Here is a 17,572-nt window from a genome sequence, read left to right on the forward strand (position 1 = left end):
CGACGACGCCGCTCCTGGCCCAAAAGCTCACCACTCTTATCGTTGCTATTAGTCATAAACATAACCGTTTGCCTATCCCTTATCGTAAGGGGGAAACGGTGTCCTGTCTTTCATGGGGCTCGTTCATGAGAGTTTCATTCGGTTGAGTCTAGTGACTACAAGCACAGGATTTTCATGATTTCGAAGAAAGTGTTTACGGGTCTATCGAGTGTTTGAGGCGTAGCAAATTCGTTACGCTGGATTTATCACTCATTATCCTACGAAGCCAAACCATGCCATTTAAAAAGCTTTCCGATAACCTCAAAAGCGTTGAATCTGCCCTCGCACAAATATGGAATTTGCATCTGCGGGGTGGGTCTGTCTCCGCTGGAACATGGGGATCGTCTGCGCCGACTTCATCGAGCAGGCTCGAGAGCCTGGAGGTGACGCCATGAATGCTGTCCGTTCCTTGTTGTGCGGATTGGCGATAGCCGTCTTACTTGGTGGGTGTAAAAATCTATCGGATGAAGCACCCATTCTTGAGGTTGCTCTGCAAAGTCAAAAACAGATTTGGAACGCCGTCGCCCACTTCGAGGACGATACATACGTTGCGGGGCCTCGCTGGACAGGGGCGGATGGAGGTTCGCAGCTTACCGTTGTCAATCTCCGTGGACAGCGTGAGGCTTATCCTAACTTGGCGTGGAATGCATGGGCGCCAGGAAAAGACGCCCGCGATGCGTTTGTGAACATAAATGCGTTACGTCTCGAAAAGGATGTTTTATGGGTAGTGGACACAGGCGCGCCTGACTTTGGAGGCGACCCATTGCCCGGCGGCGCAAAGCTGGTGGCTATTAATCTGGCTGAGAAACGCGTAGTGCGAACTTATCTTTTCTCGGCTGAGGTCGCACGACCGGGGAGTTACGTGGATGACGTTCGGTTTCAGGGCGACTATGCATTTCTGACCGATGCAGGCAACGCGGGCATTATTGTCCTCGATTTACGCAATGGTGACGCTAAGCGCGTGCTGAACGGGCATCATTCGGTCGTTGCTGGAAGTAACAGGGAAATCGTACTCAGTGGCAGAACGGTCAAGACGCCTGGGGGCAGTCCGTTACGTGTCAACGCTGATCCATTGGAAATTAGTCCGGACGGCGAATGGCTGTATTTCGGCGCATTGCAGGGGCCATGGTTCAAAGTTCGCATCACTGACCTGACAACCTCTACGCTAAGCTCGCAGCAGCTTGCCAGTCGTGTTGAGCCATTTGCTGACATTCCACCCACGGGAGGTACTGTCATGGACGCGAAGGGCAACTTGTATTTTTCCGATTTGGCTAACGACTCGATACGTGTGCGTCGCCCTGATGGCCGTGTCGATACGTTGATCACTGACGCACGTCTGCACTGGGTAGATGCACCGTTTCTAGATCAGGACGGAACATTGTGGCTACCTGCGGCACAAATGGATCGTGTGAGTCTTTTTAATGAGGGCGTTTCCCGCGTTCAATGGCCTATGACAGTCTTTCGTCTTTCTACTCGTTGATTTTATCAACGGTGGCTCATGCAGTATTAATGGGTGCTGGCCTGAGCCACCTGGGTCAGCACTCATAGGCCTTTGATGTATGAATTGTTTGCGGGGGATATAATGAAAAGAACAGTCGCTATCTACTTGTTGATACTGTTTAGCCCTTTTTCGAGTGCGTCGTCTGATTCGTATGCACATCACAGTAAAGAACTCATTGCGGTAGCTGACTTGGGGCGGCTTCGAGCCGTTGGGCTCGGCGTGTCGTCAGATAATCGCATATTTGTATCATTTCCGAATCGGACTGCGAGCAACGACTATGCTGTTGCGGAAGTGGTTGGCGGGAAGTTGTTGGCTTATCCAGATACCGCTTGGAATACTAACGTTGGCGATGAGCGAAAGCGCTTTGTCAACGCGCAGGCACTGCATGTAGATGCTCGCGATAACCTTTGGGTGCTTGATTCAAAGCCCGTGAGCGGGCCGGTTGTTGAACAAGAGTCGAAAAATAGCGCTGAGGGTTATTTTAAATTGGTCAAAATAAACCTTTCAACCAACAGAGTAGAGAAAGAATACTACTTTGATAGTCTTGATAAACGGTTTTCCAGTTTAAATGATGTGAATGTCGATATCGAAAGGGGGGTGGCGTATCTTTCAGATCCGGGCCTGAAAGCCATTGTTGTACTGGATTTGATCACCGGCACCTCTCGTACTCTATTACGTGACAGCTTTGCAACCAAGGCGGACCCTAATGTGGTGCTCAGCTATGAAGGCCAGCCAATGCAGAGTCCTGACGGGACTTTATTTAAGTCTGATGTGAATGGAATCGCTCTGACCAAAGACAATCGCTATCTTTATTTTAAACCCATTAATAAAGTAAATCTGTATCGAATTGAAACTCGCTCTTTGGTCGATACCCGGCTTGATGATATAGAGTTGGCCTCGAAGGTCGAAGACCAAGGTGCGACGACGGTCAGTCACGGTCTGATAGCTGATGCGCAAGACAATATTTATATGACGTCCTCCCTGGATTACAGTGTCAAATACAAAACACCTGGCGATGGTTTGCTACATACGCTTGTGCAGGACGCTCGTTTGATATGGCCAGACTCTTTAGGCGTCGGGAATGATGGTTATTTATATATAACAGCTGCGCAATACCAAAGGGATCCGTACTGGAATAATGGGAGAGAAGGTACGGTTTATCCTTACCAGCTTTATAAAGTCAGGTTGCCGCAATAAACCATCTACTTGTTTTTTTGAACTAATTAAGGGTTGAAAAGTGATAAAGTCAGAGTTTGCTGATGTCAATGTCTCTCGATACGATACGATCAGCCGAAGGTTGCATTGGTTGATGGCGCTACTGTTTGCATGGATTTATTGTTCGGCCGCCGCTCATTATTTATTATCCGACACTGCGTTGGACAAACTGCTTTGGCCTTACCATAAGTCAATAGGTCTCGTTCTTTTTGTGCTGCTTATCGTGCGTGTGGGGTGGAGCATACAGAGAAAACGTTACCGTCCGAAAAGCATCAGTTTCGCTGCGTCTATAGGGCATAAGATATTGTATGCGCTTATGTTTATAATTCCCCTGGTTGGTTTATTACGTCAGTACGGTTCCGGTCGCGCATTTTCGGCGTTTGGTTTACCGGTGATGGGCGGTTTTGAAGGGGAGAAAATCCAGTGGATGATTGATCTGGGAAGTGACTTTCATAGTTTACTGGGCTGGTTGATGGCGTTGTTGGTATTAGCTCATGTCGGTGCAGTAGCCCGGCACTATCGGCGTGGTGAACTGCAGGTGCTGCGACGCATGCTCGGCAACGCTCAGGAGGATTAGTGCACCGTGAAACCCAAAGGCACATAAAAATCTGGCTTGATGCGTGAATGGTATATCCACATTACGAGCCTCAGCAGTGTCTCCTAGCGTTTCCAGTTCAAATAGCAGTGGATCTTTTTCTCAGGGGCATGGTTTCTGCCGCGTCAGAATGAATAATGTCATGTAATAGATGCCGGATGTCGTCAGATCGTTAATCAGGTTTCGTAGCGGTAGACGCAGCACATAACAACGTTTTAAACCGGTTTATTAAATGGGGGGATCGCTCCGAACTTTTCGCTCAGCCACTGATGAAACCGCGTCACAGCGCGCGTTAATTGCGCTCGATGTGGGCACGCAAAGCAAAGGGGGTATACATCGCCGGGGTGATCAGTCATCAGCACTACGAGCCGCCCCTCTTGCACATCAACACTGACATCCAGCCACGATTTATAGGCGATGCCTTCGCCTTCCAGCGCCCATCGACGTACCACATCGGCATCATCACTGAATAGCGGACCGCCGACCTGTATCGTTTGTGTCCCCAATTGCCAGCGATCGTGAATTCGGCCGTTTTGCAGGTAAGGCAGGCAAGTATGGTGCTTAAGGTCGTCAGGCACTACCGGCGTGTCATTGCGTGCCAGATAGTCCGGCGATGCCACAAGCACCCGGCGATTCAATGGCACCAGGGGGATGGCGATGTAGTTAGCGTCCTCATTGAAGCCGTAGCGGACGGCCACGTCCACCGGATCACGAAACAGATTACTTATTTGATCAGAGAGCAACAAACGAAGTTTCAGCTCAGGATGCAGGCGCCGAAACTCCGTGAGCCATGGCAACAGGATATTGCGCCCCAGGTCTGAAGGGGCGGCGATTTGCAGGGTACCGCGCAGCGGCGCATTGTCGCCGCGCAGATTCTCCCGGCCTTGGCTTAAATGATCGAGAACAGAGCGAGCCGTAGGCAAGTATTGCTCACCTTCAGCGCTCAAACGGAGGCTGCGGGTAGTGCGGGTAAACAGGCGTACCTCCAGCTCCCGCTCCAACCGTTTGATAGACGCAGCAACCTGCCCCGGCAGCAAATCGGCCTCAATTGCTGCAGCGGTAAAACTGCCCAGGGCGGCGCTGCGCAAGAATAGCCCAAGATCATCGATGCGGATCATTTAGGCTCCAGTAGTGAAAGTGTTGCTGCATTGTGTCGATTTTTCTTTGTATAGGGAAAGGTAAAAATCTCTGCAACCCCATTACAGATGAGTTGCCATGAAAGCCATTACCTTTACCGAGCACGGTCTACCCATCAACGATCCGCGCGCGCTGCAAGACGTAAACATTGCTGCGCCAAGGCCTGGCCCAAGGGATTTGCTGGTTGGAGTCGAGGCTGTTTCGGTTAACCCCGTTGACACCAAAGTACGCTCTGGCACCTTTGCCAAGGAGCCGAAAATACTCGGTTGGGATGCGGCCGGCACAGTGCTTGAAGTCGGAGTGGATGTTACGTTATTCAAACCTGGTGACTTGGTCTACTACGCTGGCTCGCTGATCCGTGCAGGCAGCTACAGTGAAATGCAAGTGGTAGACGAGCGTATCGTCGGTCACCGGCCGCTATCCTTGAGCGCTGCCCATGCGGCCGCATTGCCGCTGACCTCCATCACCGCCTGGGAATTGCTATTTGATCGCTTGGGCGTCAACGAAGGTGGCGGTTCTGGTGATGTATTGTTGGTGGTGGGTGCCGGTGGTGGTGTGGGATCGATGTTGGTGCAGTTAGCCCGCAGACTAACTTGCATGACTGTCGTCGGCACGGCCTCACGCCCGGAGACGGTCGAATGGGCCAGGCGTATGGGCGCTCATCATGTGATCGACCACGGCCAACCGATGATGGCTCAATTGCAGGCACTGGGAATTGGTGAGGTCAGTCACGTGGCGAGCCTCACACACACCGAGGAGCATCTTGCACAACTGATTGAGGTATTGCGACCGCAGGGTTGTCTGGGAGTAATCGATGATCCACAAACGCTAGACGTGATGCCACTCAAGCTCAAATCACTATCGTTACATTGGGAACTGATGTTCACTCGCCCGCTATTCGAAACTCCGGACATGATTAACCAGCACCACCTACTCAATCGCATTGCCCAACTGATCGACCAAGATATTTTGCACACTACTTTGGGTGCGCATTTCGGTACTATCAATGCAGCCAACATGCGCAGTGCTCATGCCTTGGTCGAAAGCGGGCAAGCGCGGGGCAAGATCGTATTGGAGGGATTTAAATGAAACATTTAATCAAGCCGCTAGGCTTGGCGTTATTTGCATTAATGATTGGGGGTTGTGCAACCCCGCATCTGAACCTTGACCCGAGCGGAGCCACCACCCTGCAAAAACCATTGGTATCCATCGCCGTGCTCAAAGCAAAACCAGGTAAACATCAGGCGTTAAAACAAGGATTGTTGGCGTTGGTTGAACCCACGCGTACTGAGCCTGGGAACCTTGACTATGTGCTGTTTGAGCTACGCGACGAACCTGGCACGTTCTACATGCGTGAGGCGTTCAAGAATCAGCAGGCTCTCGACGCACATTTTGCAACTCCTTACTTTAAGAAATTTGCGGTAATGGCCGATGATTTGCTGCAGGAGCCTTTGCAACTCATCTTCCTTGAGCAAGTCTCAAACTGAGCTTATCCCACTTCAGGCACCATCATTGACCTGATAACGTTACGTATCCAGGGCAAAATACCTCTCTGAGTCGTTTCCGACACCCGGATGCGGCCCCTGACGAAGGGGCCGTTCCAGGATTCGGCGCTCGCGGTATAGCACGCGTGCGCGATCAGTCGCCTCCGCTAAACAATAGGCGGACACCATCACTCTTGATTTGCGAATCCGGTAGGCGTGTTGGCTGTTCGCTTACGCTTAAGCCAAATCTTGTTTAGGAGAGAGCTTGCTCGCGAAAAATCTCAATGATTGGCTTGACGCTGCGCTCTTAAGTTCTTCGTGAGCAAACTCTTCCTACAGATACATTAATAGCTATACATCAAGATATCCCTTTCAGGGGCTTTGAGATATTGCTACTTCAACTTGTTATAGCTGCCATTGCCATCAATCCAATCCTGCCGAGGCGGGGTGAAAAAGTCGACATTCACAGTACCTTCTTCCAGGGCGTGAAATTCATGGGGCACGTTCGGTGGGAAAATAATCACCTCTCCAGCACGGACCGTATAGCGTTTGCCCTGTGAAAAAACTTCCACTGCTCCCGACACTATCCAGGTGACCTGCTCGTGGGGCTGATGGTGAAGAGGCACGATGGCACCCTTTGCAAATACCCAGCGCGCCAGAGTGCTCTGAGAACCGTGAATCACTTGCCGAGTGACGCCAGGCAAGGTTTGCTCGACTGGCGCCTTATCGAAATTGTACAGGTCGGGAAGTGTATGCCGATAGGGCGACAGCAGTGGCAGTTTGCCTCGGCCTGGTGCCTCGGTAATATTGGTGTTCGTTTCGGCAGATACGGCATTACCAACCATTAAGGTAGATAGCAAAACCGCGGTGATTGTTTTCTTCATGATGTGACTTCTCCGGACAACGATTTGACGTATTCGAATCAACGTAAACAGACGGTGTTCTGTCTAGCCAAGGTGAGTTTGGTGTTTGCGCATCGGATTCACACTTGTGCAAACCCTTCGAAAAACTAAAGCGTTGAACGACTCCGAAAAAGTCTGTTTGCAGACTAAGAGTTACTGTCGAGAAGTGAAAGTCGAAAGTTCAAAGCGCATGTCTTTTCCCGACCTACACTCCGTTTGCAACCTAATGGTTGAATCGCCCGGGTCTTGTAGACGCGTCTTCGCCTTAAACTGAGGCGAATTAGGAGGTGCCATGAGCAACCCGCTTTACTCCGAAGAATTCAAAATACAAACCTCGAGATCCATGACGATCTGCGCGAGGTCGGTGAAGACTGTGGTCGGCATCGTGTGGCGAGGCTGATGCGTCTTCAATTAATTTTCATAGCCTTTCCACCGTCGTACCGGGTCCAAACGCTCAATCGAGTATCGATGTACCTTGGCTGGTCATTAGTGCGTGTTCGAATCGCACCCTGAGGCGGACCTTCGAACACGTAGGCCGGCAAAGAGGAGGAAGGGGCAGAGTGTCCTTGATGGACTGATTTGGGCACGATACGGCGTGGCATCGTCGACGTGTCAGGCCAACCATGGACTCGTCGGAGTTCGTCCGTGGCCCTCTCGAGATCATGCCCACGCCAAGTAAGCCAAAAAGTAGTCGGCAAAGGTGTAGCGAAAGTAATGCGCAGACACAAATCGAGTCATCCTGCTCGGTCAAGCCGCAGTTGTTTGGGATGGGGTAGGGCTCAACCTGGGATCAGGTGCGGTCCACGACAGATGGACTGTCGCCATCACATTTCCTCTGCGCACGCTTTACAGAAAATCAATCAGTTAGGAGAACTTTTGGATCATTTATTTGAAAGAAGCTTCATCTTTTTTGAATGACTACATCTTTGGTATGGCAAGGAATGCATTGCCTCTCCTTAATAGGAAGCATTACTATTCGCGTCCCTTTCCTCAATCCGCCGCCAGTACCCCATGCGTCCCCGCAAACCCGGCTTTTTCGAGCATTACGAAGAGTTGATCGGCACCTGGACTCGCCGCTTGCGCAATCGCGCGCAGGCCGAGGATCTGGCGCACGACACCTTTGTGCGGGTGCTTGAGTCCAATTCGGCGCAGGTACAGCAGCCACGGGCGTATTTGCACCAGACCGCGCGCAATATCGCGGTGGATGGTTATCGGCGTGAGGATCGGCGCGGCGCGATGGAGTCGCAGGTGATCGATCTCAGTGTGTCGTCGTCCGGCGACCCGGAGCATTACATGCACGCGATCCAGTTGGCCGACTCCATCGAACGGGCGCTCGCCGAGTTGCCGGTCAACTGCCGCAAGATCTTCGTCTGGCAGAAGATCGAGGGCCTGACCCAGGCGGAAATCGCCGAACGCCTGGGGCTGTCCAAGAACATGGTCGAAAAGTATATGATCCGCACCCTGCGGCATCTGCGTGATCGCCTCGACGGGTTGCAGTCATGAGCGGCCGTAGCTTTTCATCCCCAGCCAAACAGGACATTCCATGATGGATACTCGTGATTGCGCGTGCGGGCAAACAACGGTACGTGATGACGCGGCTGGCTGGTTTGTGCGTTTGCAGGAGCCGGCTGTCAGCGCCGACGAGCAGCAGCGCTTCGATGCCTGGCTGAACGAACATCCGCAGCACCGTGACGAATTTCAGTTGCTGCAGGGATTGTGGTCGGCAGCGGATTTGCTGCCGGCGCCACGCCTCAAAGCCCTTGTCGAGGCAGCACCTGCGCGCCGCGAACGCCGTCCGCTGCTGCGGTATGCAGTGGCGGCCAGTGTGCTGGCGGTGGCGCTTGGACTTGGTCTGTTCAGCGGCTTGAATCATCCGGGTGATTACAGCGCCGAGTTCGCCACGGCGTTGGGCGAGCGCAAACATGTGGCGTTGCCGGACGGCTCGGTGATTGATCTGAACAGCCGCAGCCGTTTGCAGGTGCGCTATGAAAAGGATCGACGGCTGATCGAGTTGAGTGAAGGCGAGGCGATGTTCAGTGTCGAGCACGACAGCGCCCGACCTTTCGTGGTCGAGGCCGGCAACGGCAAGGTTACCGTCACTGGCACTCGCTTCGATGTGCGCCGGGATTCAACGCAAACCCGTATCGCGGTGGAGCAGGGCACGGTCAAGGTGCAGGGCCGTGCGGCACCGGACAACGAGTTCATCAGCCTGACCGCGGGCCTTGGCACCTACGTCAATGCGCAGGGCAAAGTTGCGGCGGCCTATGCGGTCAACCCGGCAGAACTGACGGCGTGGCGCGGCGGCAAACTGGTGTTCAACAACGCCAGCCTCAGTGAAGTCGCCGCCGAAGTGTCGCGGTATCGCGAGAAGCCGCTGACGGTCGCCAACCCGGCCGTGGCCAGCCTGCGCCTGACCAGCGTGTTCAACTCCGACAACACCGACGCCTTGCTCAAAGCCTTGCCGGGCATCCTGCCGGTGGCCGTGCGCACCCTCGCCGATGGCAGTCAGGAAATAATTTCAAAATAACATTCAGGTTTTTTTCGAGTTCATCGTCTTCCTGTTCAACTGCAACTGGTTTGCATTAACAGTCGCACACTCTTGCGATCCACAGGACTACGTTCGACGTGAAAACCACCCCTGCCAACAACAAAAAATCCCACTGGTTGCCGCTGGCCCTCGCGCTGGCGGTCAACGCTGCCATGCCACTGGCATTCGCTGCCGGCGCCATTCATATCCGCGCACAGCCACTGGGCCAGGCCCTGAGCGAACTGGGCCAGCAAACTTCGCTGCAAGTGTTTTTCAGTCCCGATCTGGTCGCCGGTAAACAAGCCCCGGCAGTGGATGGCGACATCGCGCCGGAGCAGGCGCTGCGCCAATTGCTGCAGGGCAGCGGTCTGGACTATCAGATTAACGACGGCTCTGTGACCCTGTCGCCCGCCGCGACTGCCGCCTTAAACGGCCCGCTGGAACTGGGAATAACCGACATCAAAGTGGTCGGCGACTGGCTCGGTGATGCCGACGCCGCCGTGGTGCAGAACCATCCCGGCGCGCGCACGGTGATCCGCCGCGAAGCCATGGTCGAGCAGGGCGCGATGAACGTCAGTGACGTGCTCAAGCGGGTGCCGGGTGTGCAAGTGCAGGACTCCAATGGGACCGGTGGCAGCGATATCGCGCTGAACGTCGGGGTGCGTGGCCTGACTTCGCGTCTGTCGCCGCGCTCCACCGTGCTGATCGACGGCGTGCCGGCAGCGTTCGCCCCGTACGGCCAGCCGCAACTGTCGATGGCGCCGATTTCTGCGGGCAACCTCGACAGCATCGACGTGGTGCGCGGCGCCGGCTCGGTGCGTTATGGGCCGCAAAACGTCGGCGGCGTGATCAACTTCGTCACCCGTGCGATCCCGGAAAAAACCACCGGTGAAATCGGCACCACGCTGGAGACCACCCAATACGGCGGCTGGAAGCACATCGACACGGCATTCCTCGGCGGCACCGCCGACAACGGCATGGGCGTGGCGTTGCTGTATTCGGGCGTCAACGGCCACGGTTACCGCGAGCGCAACAACGGCAACGACATCGACGACGTGCTGCTCAAGACCCATTGGGCGCCGACCGATCAGGACGATTTCAGCCTCAACTTCCACTACTACGACGCCAGCGCCGACATGCCCGGCGGCCTCACGCAGAAGCAATACGACGACAAGCCGTATGACTCGGTGCGCGATTACGACAACTTCACCGGCCGCCGTAAAGACGTGTCCTTCAAGTGGATTCGCCAGATCGACGAGCGCACCCAGGCCGAAGTGCTGACCTATTACACCGACAGTTTTCGTGGCAGCACTATCGCGGCTCGCGACCAGAAAACCCTCAGCTCGTATCCGCGCTCCTACTACACGCTCGGTATCGAGCCACGGGTGTCGCGTGTGTTTGACGTCGGCCCGACCACGCAGGAAGTCAGCGTCGGTTATCGCTACCTGAAAGAGGCGATGCACGAACAGTCGAGCCGTCTGGCATTGGTCAACAATCAGCCGGTGGTGACGCCGACGTCTGACGGCCATGTGTTCCAGGATCGCACCGGCGGCACCGAGGCCAACTCGGTTTACATCGACAACAAAATCGACGTTGGCAACTGGACCATCACGCCGGGCATTCGCTTCGAGCACATCAGCACCGACTGGCACGACCGCGCCGTGCTCGACACCGCCGGCAGACGCGTGCCGGAGAAAAATCGCAGCATTGAAAGCAATGAGCCGTTGCCGGCGCTGAGCGTGATGTATCACTTGTCGGATGCGTGGAAACTGTTCGCCAACTACGAAACCTCGTTCGGCAGCCTGCAGTATTTTCAACTGGGGCAGGGTGGTTCGGGTGACCAGACGGCGAATGGTCTGGAGCCGGAGAAGGCCAAGACTTACGAGATCGGTACGCGTTATAACGATGACGTGTGGGGCGGGGAGGTGACGCTGTTCTACATCGACTTCGATGACGAACTGCAATACATCAGCAATGACGTGGGCTGGACCAATCTTGGCGCGACCAAGCACCAGGGGCTTGAAGCGTCGGTGCATTACGACATGGTGGCGCTGGATCCGCGTCTTGATGGCCTGACTGCGAATGCCGGTTTTACCTATACCCGTGCGACGTATGAAGGTGAGATTCCGGGGTTCAAGGGGCGTGATCTGCCGTTTTACTCGCGTCAGGTGGCGACGGTTGGTTTGCGCTATGAGGTTAATCGCTGGACTTACAATATCGACGGGTTTGCCCAGTCCAAGCAGCGCTCGCCGGGTACTGGTGTGAATGCTGATGGCAGCTTTAACGGCAACTACATCACTGACGGTACGGCGGATGGGCAGTACGGTGATATTCCGGGTTATGTGACCTGGAACGTGCGTGGGGGGTATGACTTTGGGCCGCAGGTTTCGAATTTGAAGCTGGGGGCGGGGGTGAAGAACGTTTTTGACAAGCAGTACTTCACGCGTTCGAGCGATAACAATTCGGGGATGTATGTGGGGGCGCCTCGGACGTTTTTTGTGCAGGCGAGTGTGGGGTTTTGATTGGTTGGTTGATTGGGTGAATATCCGTTGCTGCGGTGATGGCTGCTTAGGGTTCCGCCCTGACGGCGGGTCACTTTTTCCAGACGCCGAAAAAGTAACCAAAAAGGCTTTGCTCCTACGTGCGGCCCGCTCGCTGAGGCTCGGGGTCCCTTCGCTCCGGAATCGATCCGGGCGCAGCGCCTACGGTTTGCTTCGCTGCACCTCCTCTCGCTGTGTTTGGCTGCGCCAAACGGTCGCTGCGCTCCCACCCCCGGATCAATCCCTCCACTCAGCCTGCCGACGGGCTCCGAGATCAAGATCAAGAGCGGTACTCGAGCTTGCGCTCATTGTGTTGAGTGGGGCGGACTTCGCCGCATGGGGTGTTCGCAAATCAAAACTGTAGGAGCCAGCCTGCTGGCGATGGCGGCCTGACAGCCGACCAGGTTCTGGCGGGTGTACTCAACCCCACTGTGGGAGCTGGCTTGCCAGCGATGGCGGCCTGCCAGCCGACCAGGCTCTGGCGGGTGTACTCAACCCTTGTGGGAGCTGGCTTGCCAGCGATGGCGGCCTGACAGTCGACCAATCTGTGGCGGGTGTACTCGATCCATTGTGGGAGCTGGCTTGCCAGCGATGGCGGCCTGACAGCCGACCAATCTGTGGCGGGTGTACTCGATCCCATTGTGGGAGCGAGCCTGCTCGCGAAGGCGGCCTGCCAGTCGACCCATATCTGACAGATGTACTCAACTCCATGTAGGCGCTGCCGAAGGCTCGGGCCTCGATCGGACGATCTTTTGATCTTGCTTCGCGTCGCGAAGGCTTTTGACGTTGCTTTTGATCTCCAGGCCCATCGGCAGGCCGAGCGTAGGTGTTCATCCGGGGGTTAGGCGCGCAGCGCCGTGCGGCGAAGCCGCATACATCGAGAGGAGGTGCAGCGAAGCAAACCGTAGGCGATGCCCCCGGATGGACACCGTAGCGAGGGAACACTGAGCCTAAGCGAAGTGCCGTACGTCCGGGTAAAGCCTTTTGGGTTACCTTTTCGGCGTCTGGAAAAGGTGACCCGCCGTCAGGGCGGAACCCTAATCAGCAACACCCGCAGCAACGGATATGCCCCCAATCCCACCCCCAAAAAAACAATCCGGCAGGTGCACTCGGTTCAGACCTTCAACACCTTGCCCCCAATAGCCACCGCCACCAGCAGCACCGCCATCAACCCAAAGGCAAAACTCAAACTGCTGGCATGGGCAACAAAACCAATCACCGCCGGCCCCGCCAGAATCCCCGCATAACCCAACGTAGTAATCGCCGGCACCGCGATGCTTTCCGGCATCACCGTCTGCTTGCCCACCGCCGTATACAGCACCGGCACAATGTTCGAACAACCAGCGCCGACCAGTGCATACCCGACCAGCGCCGCTTCCCAGCTCGGCGCAAACGTCGCCAGAAACAGTCCGGCGGCGGCCAACAAACCGCCAAACAAAATGATCCGCGTCGCACCGACAACCCGCACAATCCGGTCACCCATCAAGCGTCCGGCGGTCATGGTCAGGGCAAACGCCGCGTAACCTAATCCCGCATACGCCGTGTCGATCCCGCGCTCCTGCGCGAGGAACACCGCGCTCCAGTCCAGCGCCGCGCCTTCGGTAAGGAACACGATGAAACACATCCCACCAATAAACAGCACGATGCCGTGGGGAATGGCGAATGCAGGCCCGGAGCTTTCGCTGCCGTAGGGCAACATGTGCGGCACGCACTTGAACAATGCAGCGATCAACACCGCCACCACCACCAGCATCGCGCCCAACGGTGACAGGCCGAGGCCAAGCAGGGCGCTCACGCCCGCCGCGCCGACGATGCCGCCAAGGCTGAACAGGCCGTGAAAACCCGACATCATGTTCTTGCCGCTGGCGCGCTCGACGATCACCGCTTGCAGGTTCACCGTCGAATCCACGGTGCCGAGGCCGGCGCCGAACATGAACAGCGTGGCGATCAGCGCCGGGATCGACGATACCGTCGCCAGCAATGGCAATGCTGCGCAGATCAACAGCGTGCCGCCAGTTGCCACTCGGCGGCAGCCGAATCGCGTGGCGAGCATCCCCGCCATCGGCATCGCCAATATCGAACCCACCCCCAGACACAAGAGCAACAGCCCCAGCGTGCCCTCATCAAGCCCGGCCCGTGCCTTGGCGTACGGCACCAGTGGCGCCCACGCGGCAATGCCGAGCCCGGCGATGAAGAAAGCGATGCGCGTGGACATCTGTTGCAGGCGTCCGGGGACGAAAGTGTCTTGGGGGTTGAGGCTGGTCATATCGATCCTTGGCAAAAAACGTCGCGTCCCCGAAGGACAGTGAGTACGCGTCGAGGTTCGATCGCGAGTGTTCCGGGGACGTGCAGCCGACATCCTAACCTGTAGGCGTGAGCCTGCTCGCGATAGCGGTGGATCAGACGACATTTTTTCTGACCCGGCGCTATCGCGAGCAGGCTCACGCCTCCAGTGGGTTGCGGTTTACAGTGGACTTCTTTGGCAGCCGGGATAGAAAGTGATGACGCAGTTCTATGATGCCCGAGGCAATATCTACGGCGTAATCTCACCTGCTGCATTGCAAGCGGCGGGTATTGATTTGCCTGCAAGCGCCATCGAATGTGCCGCGGCGCGTCAGTCGTGGAGTGAGGCGGCGATCAAGTTCTGCTGCGATTGGCCAGAAGGCCAACGTCCGGCGAACAGCAAGTCCCACCGCAGCGACGGTCTGCTGATCGGCCCGTTCCAGAACTCGCCACCGTTCGATGTGTTGATCGTCAACACCGACGGCACATTCGCCGAGCGCAGTGGCAACGGCTTGACGATTTTTTCTCAGGCGCTGACCGAGCAAGGCTTACTGCCGGAGGAGGGGGCGCTGCTACGCGTTCATCACGACAAGGGTGAGCCGGTGGAGACTTCGGTGAAGTCTGCTGAAGTCGAGGGTGTAAAGGGTTTCTGGCTCGACCTCGGCCAACCCGCATTCGGGTCCGAAGCGGTCGGTGCGCAGAATGTTCAGAACAGTGGATTCAATGGTCGTGAAGTGAGCCATGTCCAACCCTTGGCACAACTTGACTGCACATGGGGCCATAGCCAATTCGTGCGCATCGGCAATCCGCATTGCGTGACGTTGCTGACAGACGTTGCCGGGTTACCGAGTAACGAGCAGATGCGCGAAGCGCCACTGGCCCAAGGCTTGACCCGTATTGCCTACGCCATGCCGACCGGCGCGGGAGAACCTTGTCCGGCAGGCGTCAACTTGCAATGGGCCGTGCGTGAGTCGGAGCAGCGAATCGTCGCGCGGGTGTTCGAGCGCGGTGAAGGGCCGACCGCATCGTCCGGTACCAGCGCCAGTGCAGTGGCAACTGCGGCGTGGCGCGTGGGTTGGGTTGAGGCGGGAGAAGTGCAGGTGGTCATGCCCGGTGGCACCGCGCCGATTTTGCTCGAAGAGTCGGAGGATGAACGGGTGCGCGTCAGCTTGTTCGGCACAGCCCGCCTCATGCGTTGAATTCACAACCGCTATCGCGGGCAAGCCACGCTCCCACAGGGTTTGCCGGCGTTCACAATTGAAGTGCCCGCTACACAAACCTGTGGGAACGATCAAGATCGCAGCCTTCGCAAGCTACATGGCGCAATACGCTCAGTGGGCGTTGAACAACGTCACGCTCGCCACTTGGTCACCCTGTACAACCAGTCGCAGCAATGCCTGCGGGGTGGGCTGTTGTTCAAAGCACTCAACGATGACCGAGTGCGCCGAAGTCGCCAGCAGCGTCAAGCTCCGGGCATGCTTCAACTGGCGTTTCACCGCCGCACTGACAGGTATCGGCGCATGCCCTTGGCGCACTTGCTCACAGAACGTCAAAGCAATTTCACGCGGCGTCGGGGGAGGAGGTGATGTCAGGCCAGCCTCGTCGAACAGACGATTGAGTTGCTCGGCCGCGCTCACCGCCCGGGGAAACCCAGCGAATGCCGCTGCCTGCAAGAGCACTTCGGTCATTTCACCGGGCGCCAGTCCCGAGGCCAGCCCCGTCTTGAGATGGACGCTCAACGGAATTTCGACCATGCCTGAGGCCACGATCGCGGCGAACGACACCGCTTCCCGCAGGCGCGGGTCGAGGCCGGGGCGCGCATGCAAATGGCCGTACACAACGCCGACGGCCAGTTCTCCCAGTGCGGGGACGCTATGAAACAAGGCGTCGAGGCGCGCTCCGCCGTCAGGAACCAACTCGACAAAGGTGTGGCGGCCTTCGGTATACAGCGTGGCCATAGGATTAGAGAGAGGGGTGTGTTGCATGGTGAGTCCTCAAGCAAATGAGGATGGTGGCTGATCAACTACGCAGGGAATTCAGCATGAAAAAGCGCCCATCGAAGTGGAGTTAATCGGCGCCGTTGCGACGCCGACTCCTGTACTTTAGACGAACTCCACCACCGGCATCTGCCGCTTCATCAACACCTTACCCCCACGAATCGAATACAACGGCAGACCCTGGCTGCGAATAACCTCGTAATCGCTGTCCGCCGACAGAATCAGCAGGTTCGCCGGCCGTCCCTGTTCCAGCCCGTAGCGCTCGCCCAGGTTCATGGCTTTGGCGCTGTTGTCCGTCACCAGATCCAGCGCACTTTGCAGGTTGCGGTAACCGAGCATGTGGCAGATGTGCAGCCCGGCTTCAAGTACGCGCAGGATGTTGCCGTTGCCTAGCGGATACCACGGGTCGACGATCGAATCCTGGCCGAAACACACGTTCATTCCAGCTTCGAGCAGCTCGTTCACCCGCGTCACGCCACGGCGTTTCGGGAAGTTGTCGAAGCGTCCTTGCAGGTGGATGCTTTCGGTCGGGCAGGAGACAAAACTGATCCCGGAATGGCCAAGCAGGCGGAACAGTTTCGCGCAGTAGGCGTTGTCGTAAGAACCCATCGCTGTGGTGTGGCTGGCGGTGACGAGGGCGCCCATGTCACGGCTGCGCGCCTCTTCGGCGAGTACTTCGAGGAAGCGTGAGTGCGGGTCATCGGTTTCGTCGCAATGCACATCCACCAGGCAGCCAGTGCGCTCGGCCAGGTCCATCAGAAACTTCACCGAACTGACGCCCTGATCGCGGGTGTACTCGAAATGCGGAATGCCGCCGACCACGTCCGCGCCCATGCGGATCGCCTCCTCCATCAACTCACGGCCGTTGCGGAACGACTCGATGCCTTCCTGCGGGAAGGCGACGATTTGCAGGTCAATCAGGTGTCGGCTCTCTTCGCGCACTTCGAGCATGGCTTTGAGCGCGGTGAGTTGCGGGTCGGTGACGTCGACGTGAGTGCGCACGTGCTGGATGCCGTGGGCGGCTAGCGCCTGAATGGTTTTCTTGGCGCGGGTCTTGGTGTCTTCTTCGGTGATGGTGACCTTGCGTTCGCCCCAGCATTCGATGCCTTCGAACAGCGTGCCGCTCATGTTCCAGCGCGGCTCGCCGGCGGTGAGGGTGGCGTCGAGGTGAATGTGCGGCTCGACGAAGGGCGGCACCACCAGATTGCCGCCGGCGTCGAGGTCATTGGGACCGAGGGACGGCGCTTCGGTCTGGCGGGCGATGCTGCGGATCAGCCCGTCTTCGAGGTGCAATTCGTGCAAACCTTCCTGGTTGCGCAAACGGGCGTTGATGATGTGCATCAGGCAAATCC

At 56.7% G+C, this 17,572-nt stretch carries 14 protein-coding genes; 9 read left to right on the forward strand and 5 right to left on the reverse strand.

What is annotated here, in order from left to right:
• Positions 1–430 precede the first annotated feature (430 nt).
• The 3 genes from CKW18_RS25150 to CKW18_RS25160 all read left to right on the forward strand — a co-directional run bounded on the left by CKW18_RS25150 (position 431) and on the right by CKW18_RS25160 (position 3,332).
• Positions 431–1,519 (forward strand): L-dopachrome tautomerase-related protein, encoded by a 1,089-nt coding sequence (locus CKW18_RS25150; RefSeq protein ID WP_095191285.1) that lies wholly within the window; start codon positions 431–433, stop codon positions 1,517–1,519.
• A 102-nt stretch (positions 1,520–1,621) separates the two neighbouring features.
• Complete coding sequence (locus tag CKW18_RS25155) at positions 1,622–2,737, forward strand: L-dopachrome tautomerase-related protein (RefSeq protein ID WP_095191286.1); 1,116 nt, start codon at positions 1,622–1,624, stop codon at positions 2,735–2,737.
• A gap of 40 nt (positions 2,738–2,777) precedes the next feature.
• A complete protein-coding gene (locus CKW18_RS25160; RefSeq protein WP_256587100.1) occupies positions 2,778–3,332 on the forward strand; it encodes a cytochrome b in 555 nt (184 codons plus the stop codon).
• A 233-nt stretch (positions 3,333–3,565) separates the two neighbouring features.
• On the opposite strand, the gene CKW18_RS25165 is transcribed toward CKW18_RS25160, so the two are convergent.
• Entirely contained in the window at positions 3,566–4,468 is a 903-nt protein-coding gene (locus CKW18_RS25165) for a LysR substrate-binding domain-containing protein (RefSeq protein ID WP_095191263.1), read from the reverse strand.
• 97 nt (positions 4,469–4,565) lie between these two features.
• Between CKW18_RS25165 and CKW18_RS25170 the strand changes: the two genes are divergently transcribed.
• Both CKW18_RS25170 and CKW18_RS25175 read left to right on the forward strand, forming a co-directional pair.
• A complete protein-coding gene (locus CKW18_RS25170; RefSeq protein WP_095191264.1) occupies positions 4,566–5,576 on the forward strand; it encodes a zinc-binding alcohol dehydrogenase family protein in 1,011 nt (336 codons plus the stop codon).
• 98 nt (positions 5,577–5,674) lie between these two features.
• The gene (locus CKW18_RS25175; protein WP_238156167.1) at positions 5,675–5,974 is read left to right on the forward strand and encodes a putative quinol monooxygenase; all 300 of its coding nucleotides are present in this window, start codon (positions 5,675–5,677) and stop codon (positions 5,972–5,974) included.
• Positions 5,975–6,363: 389 nt separating this feature from the next.
• Here CKW18_RS25175 and CKW18_RS25180 read toward each other — a convergent pair whose 3' ends face one another.
• Positions 6,364–6,855 carry a cupin domain-containing protein gene (locus CKW18_RS25180; protein ID WP_042559172.1) on the reverse strand — a complete coding sequence of 164 codons (492 nt, stop codon included), beginning with the start codon at positions 6,853–6,855 and terminating at the stop codon, positions 6,364–6,366.
• Positions 6,856–7,884: 1,029 nt separating this feature from the next.
• Between CKW18_RS25180 and CKW18_RS25195 the strand changes: the two genes are divergently transcribed.
• The 3 genes from CKW18_RS25195 (at position 7,885) to CKW18_RS25205 (ending at position 11,922) form a co-directional block, all read left to right on the forward strand.
• Positions 7,885–8,376, forward strand: coding sequence for a sigma-70 family RNA polymerase sigma factor (locus CKW18_RS25195; protein WP_095191265.1), 492 nt, complete (start codon positions 7,885–7,887; stop codon positions 8,374–8,376).
• Positions 8,377–8,416: 40 nt separating this feature from the next.
• Positions 8,417–9,400 carry a FecR family protein gene (locus CKW18_RS25200; RefSeq protein ID WP_095191266.1) on the forward strand — a complete coding sequence of 328 codons (984 nt, stop codon included), beginning with the start codon at positions 8,417–8,419 and terminating at the stop codon, positions 9,398–9,400.
• Between the two features lie 98 nt (positions 9,401–9,498).
• Positions 9,499–11,922 carry a TonB-dependent receptor gene (locus CKW18_RS25205; RefSeq protein ID WP_095191267.1) on the forward strand — a complete coding sequence of 808 codons (2,424 nt, stop codon included), beginning with the start codon at positions 9,499–9,501 and terminating at the stop codon, positions 11,920–11,922.
• Positions 11,923–13,054: 1,132 nt separating this feature from the next.
• Here the strand turns inward: CKW18_RS25205 and CKW18_RS25215 are convergent.
• Positions 13,055–14,206, reverse strand: a complete 1,152-nt coding sequence (locus CKW18_RS25215; protein ID WP_095191268.1) for an MFS transporter — start codon at positions 14,204–14,206, stop codon at positions 13,055–13,057.
• Positions 14,207–14,441: 235 nt separating this feature from the next.
• Between CKW18_RS25215 and CKW18_RS25220 the strand changes: the two genes are divergently transcribed.
• Complete coding sequence (locus tag CKW18_RS25220; RefSeq protein WP_095191269.1) at positions 14,442–15,422, forward strand: diaminopimelate epimerase; 981 nt, start codon at positions 14,442–14,444, stop codon at positions 15,420–15,422.
• A gap of 132 nt (positions 15,423–15,554) precedes the next feature.
• Here CKW18_RS25220 and CKW18_RS25225 read toward each other — a convergent pair whose 3' ends face one another.
• Entirely contained in the window at positions 15,555–16,208 is a 654-nt protein-coding gene (locus tag CKW18_RS25225; RefSeq protein WP_095191270.1) for a carboxymuconolactone decarboxylase family protein, read from the reverse strand.
• A gap of 117 nt (positions 16,209–16,325) precedes the next feature.
• On the reverse strand, positions 16,326–17,561 hold the full coding sequence (gene codA, locus CKW18_RS25230) for a cytosine deaminase (protein WP_095191271.1): 1,236 nt from the start codon (positions 17,559–17,561) through the stop codon (positions 16,326–16,328).
• Between the last annotated feature and the right edge of the window lie 11 nt (positions 17,562–17,572).

Source organism: Pseudomonas sp. Irchel 3E19 (genome assembly GCF_900187585.1).
Lineage (GTDB): Bacteria > Pseudomonadota > Gammaproteobacteria > Pseudomonadales > Pseudomonadaceae > Aquipseudomonas > Aquipseudomonas baetica.

What these genes read in the sequence shown, in the direction of transcription:
- CKW18_RS25150 (WP_095191285.1), top strand. Translation starts at nt 431, where the DNA reads ATGAATGCTGTCCGTTCCTTGTTGTGCGGATTGGCGATAGCCGTCTTA.
- CKW18_RS25155 (WP_095191286.1), top strand. Translation starts at nt 1,622, where the DNA reads ATGAAAAGAACAGTCGCTATCTACTTGTTGATACTGTTTAGCCCTTTT.
- CKW18_RS25165 (WP_095191263.1), bottom strand. Translation starts at nt 4,468, where the DNA reads ATGATCCGCATCGATGATCTTGGGCTATTCTTGCGCAGCGCCGCCCTG.
- CKW18_RS25170 (WP_095191264.1), top strand. Translation starts at nt 4,566, where the DNA reads ATGAAAGCCATTACCTTTACCGAGCACGGTCTACCCATCAACGATCCG.
- CKW18_RS25180 (WP_042559172.1), bottom strand. Translation starts at nt 6,855, where the DNA reads ATGAAGAAAACAATCACCGCGGTTTTGCTATCTACCTTAATGGTTGGT.
- CKW18_RS25195 (WP_095191265.1), top strand. Translation starts at nt 7,885, where the DNA reads ATGCGTCCCCGCAAACCCGGCTTTTTCGAGCATTACGAAGAGTTGATC.
- CKW18_RS25200 (WP_095191266.1), top strand. Translation starts at nt 8,417, where the DNA reads ATGATGGATACTCGTGATTGCGCGTGCGGGCAAACAACGGTACGTGAT.
- CKW18_RS25215 (WP_095191268.1), bottom strand. Translation starts at nt 14,206, where the DNA reads ATGACCAGCCTCAACCCCCAAGACACTTTCGTCCCCGGACGCCTGCAA.
- CKW18_RS25220 (WP_095191269.1), top strand. Translation starts at nt 14,442, where the DNA reads ATGACGCAGTTCTATGATGCCCGAGGCAATATCTACGGCGTAATCTCA.
- CKW18_RS25225 (WP_095191270.1), bottom strand. Translation starts at nt 16,208, where the DNA reads ATGCAACACACCCCTCTCTCTAATCCTATGGCCACGCTGTATACCGAA.
- codA (WP_095191271.1), bottom strand. Translation starts at nt 17,561, where the DNA reads ATGCACATCATCAACGCCCGTTTGCGCAACCAGGAAGGTTTGCACGAA.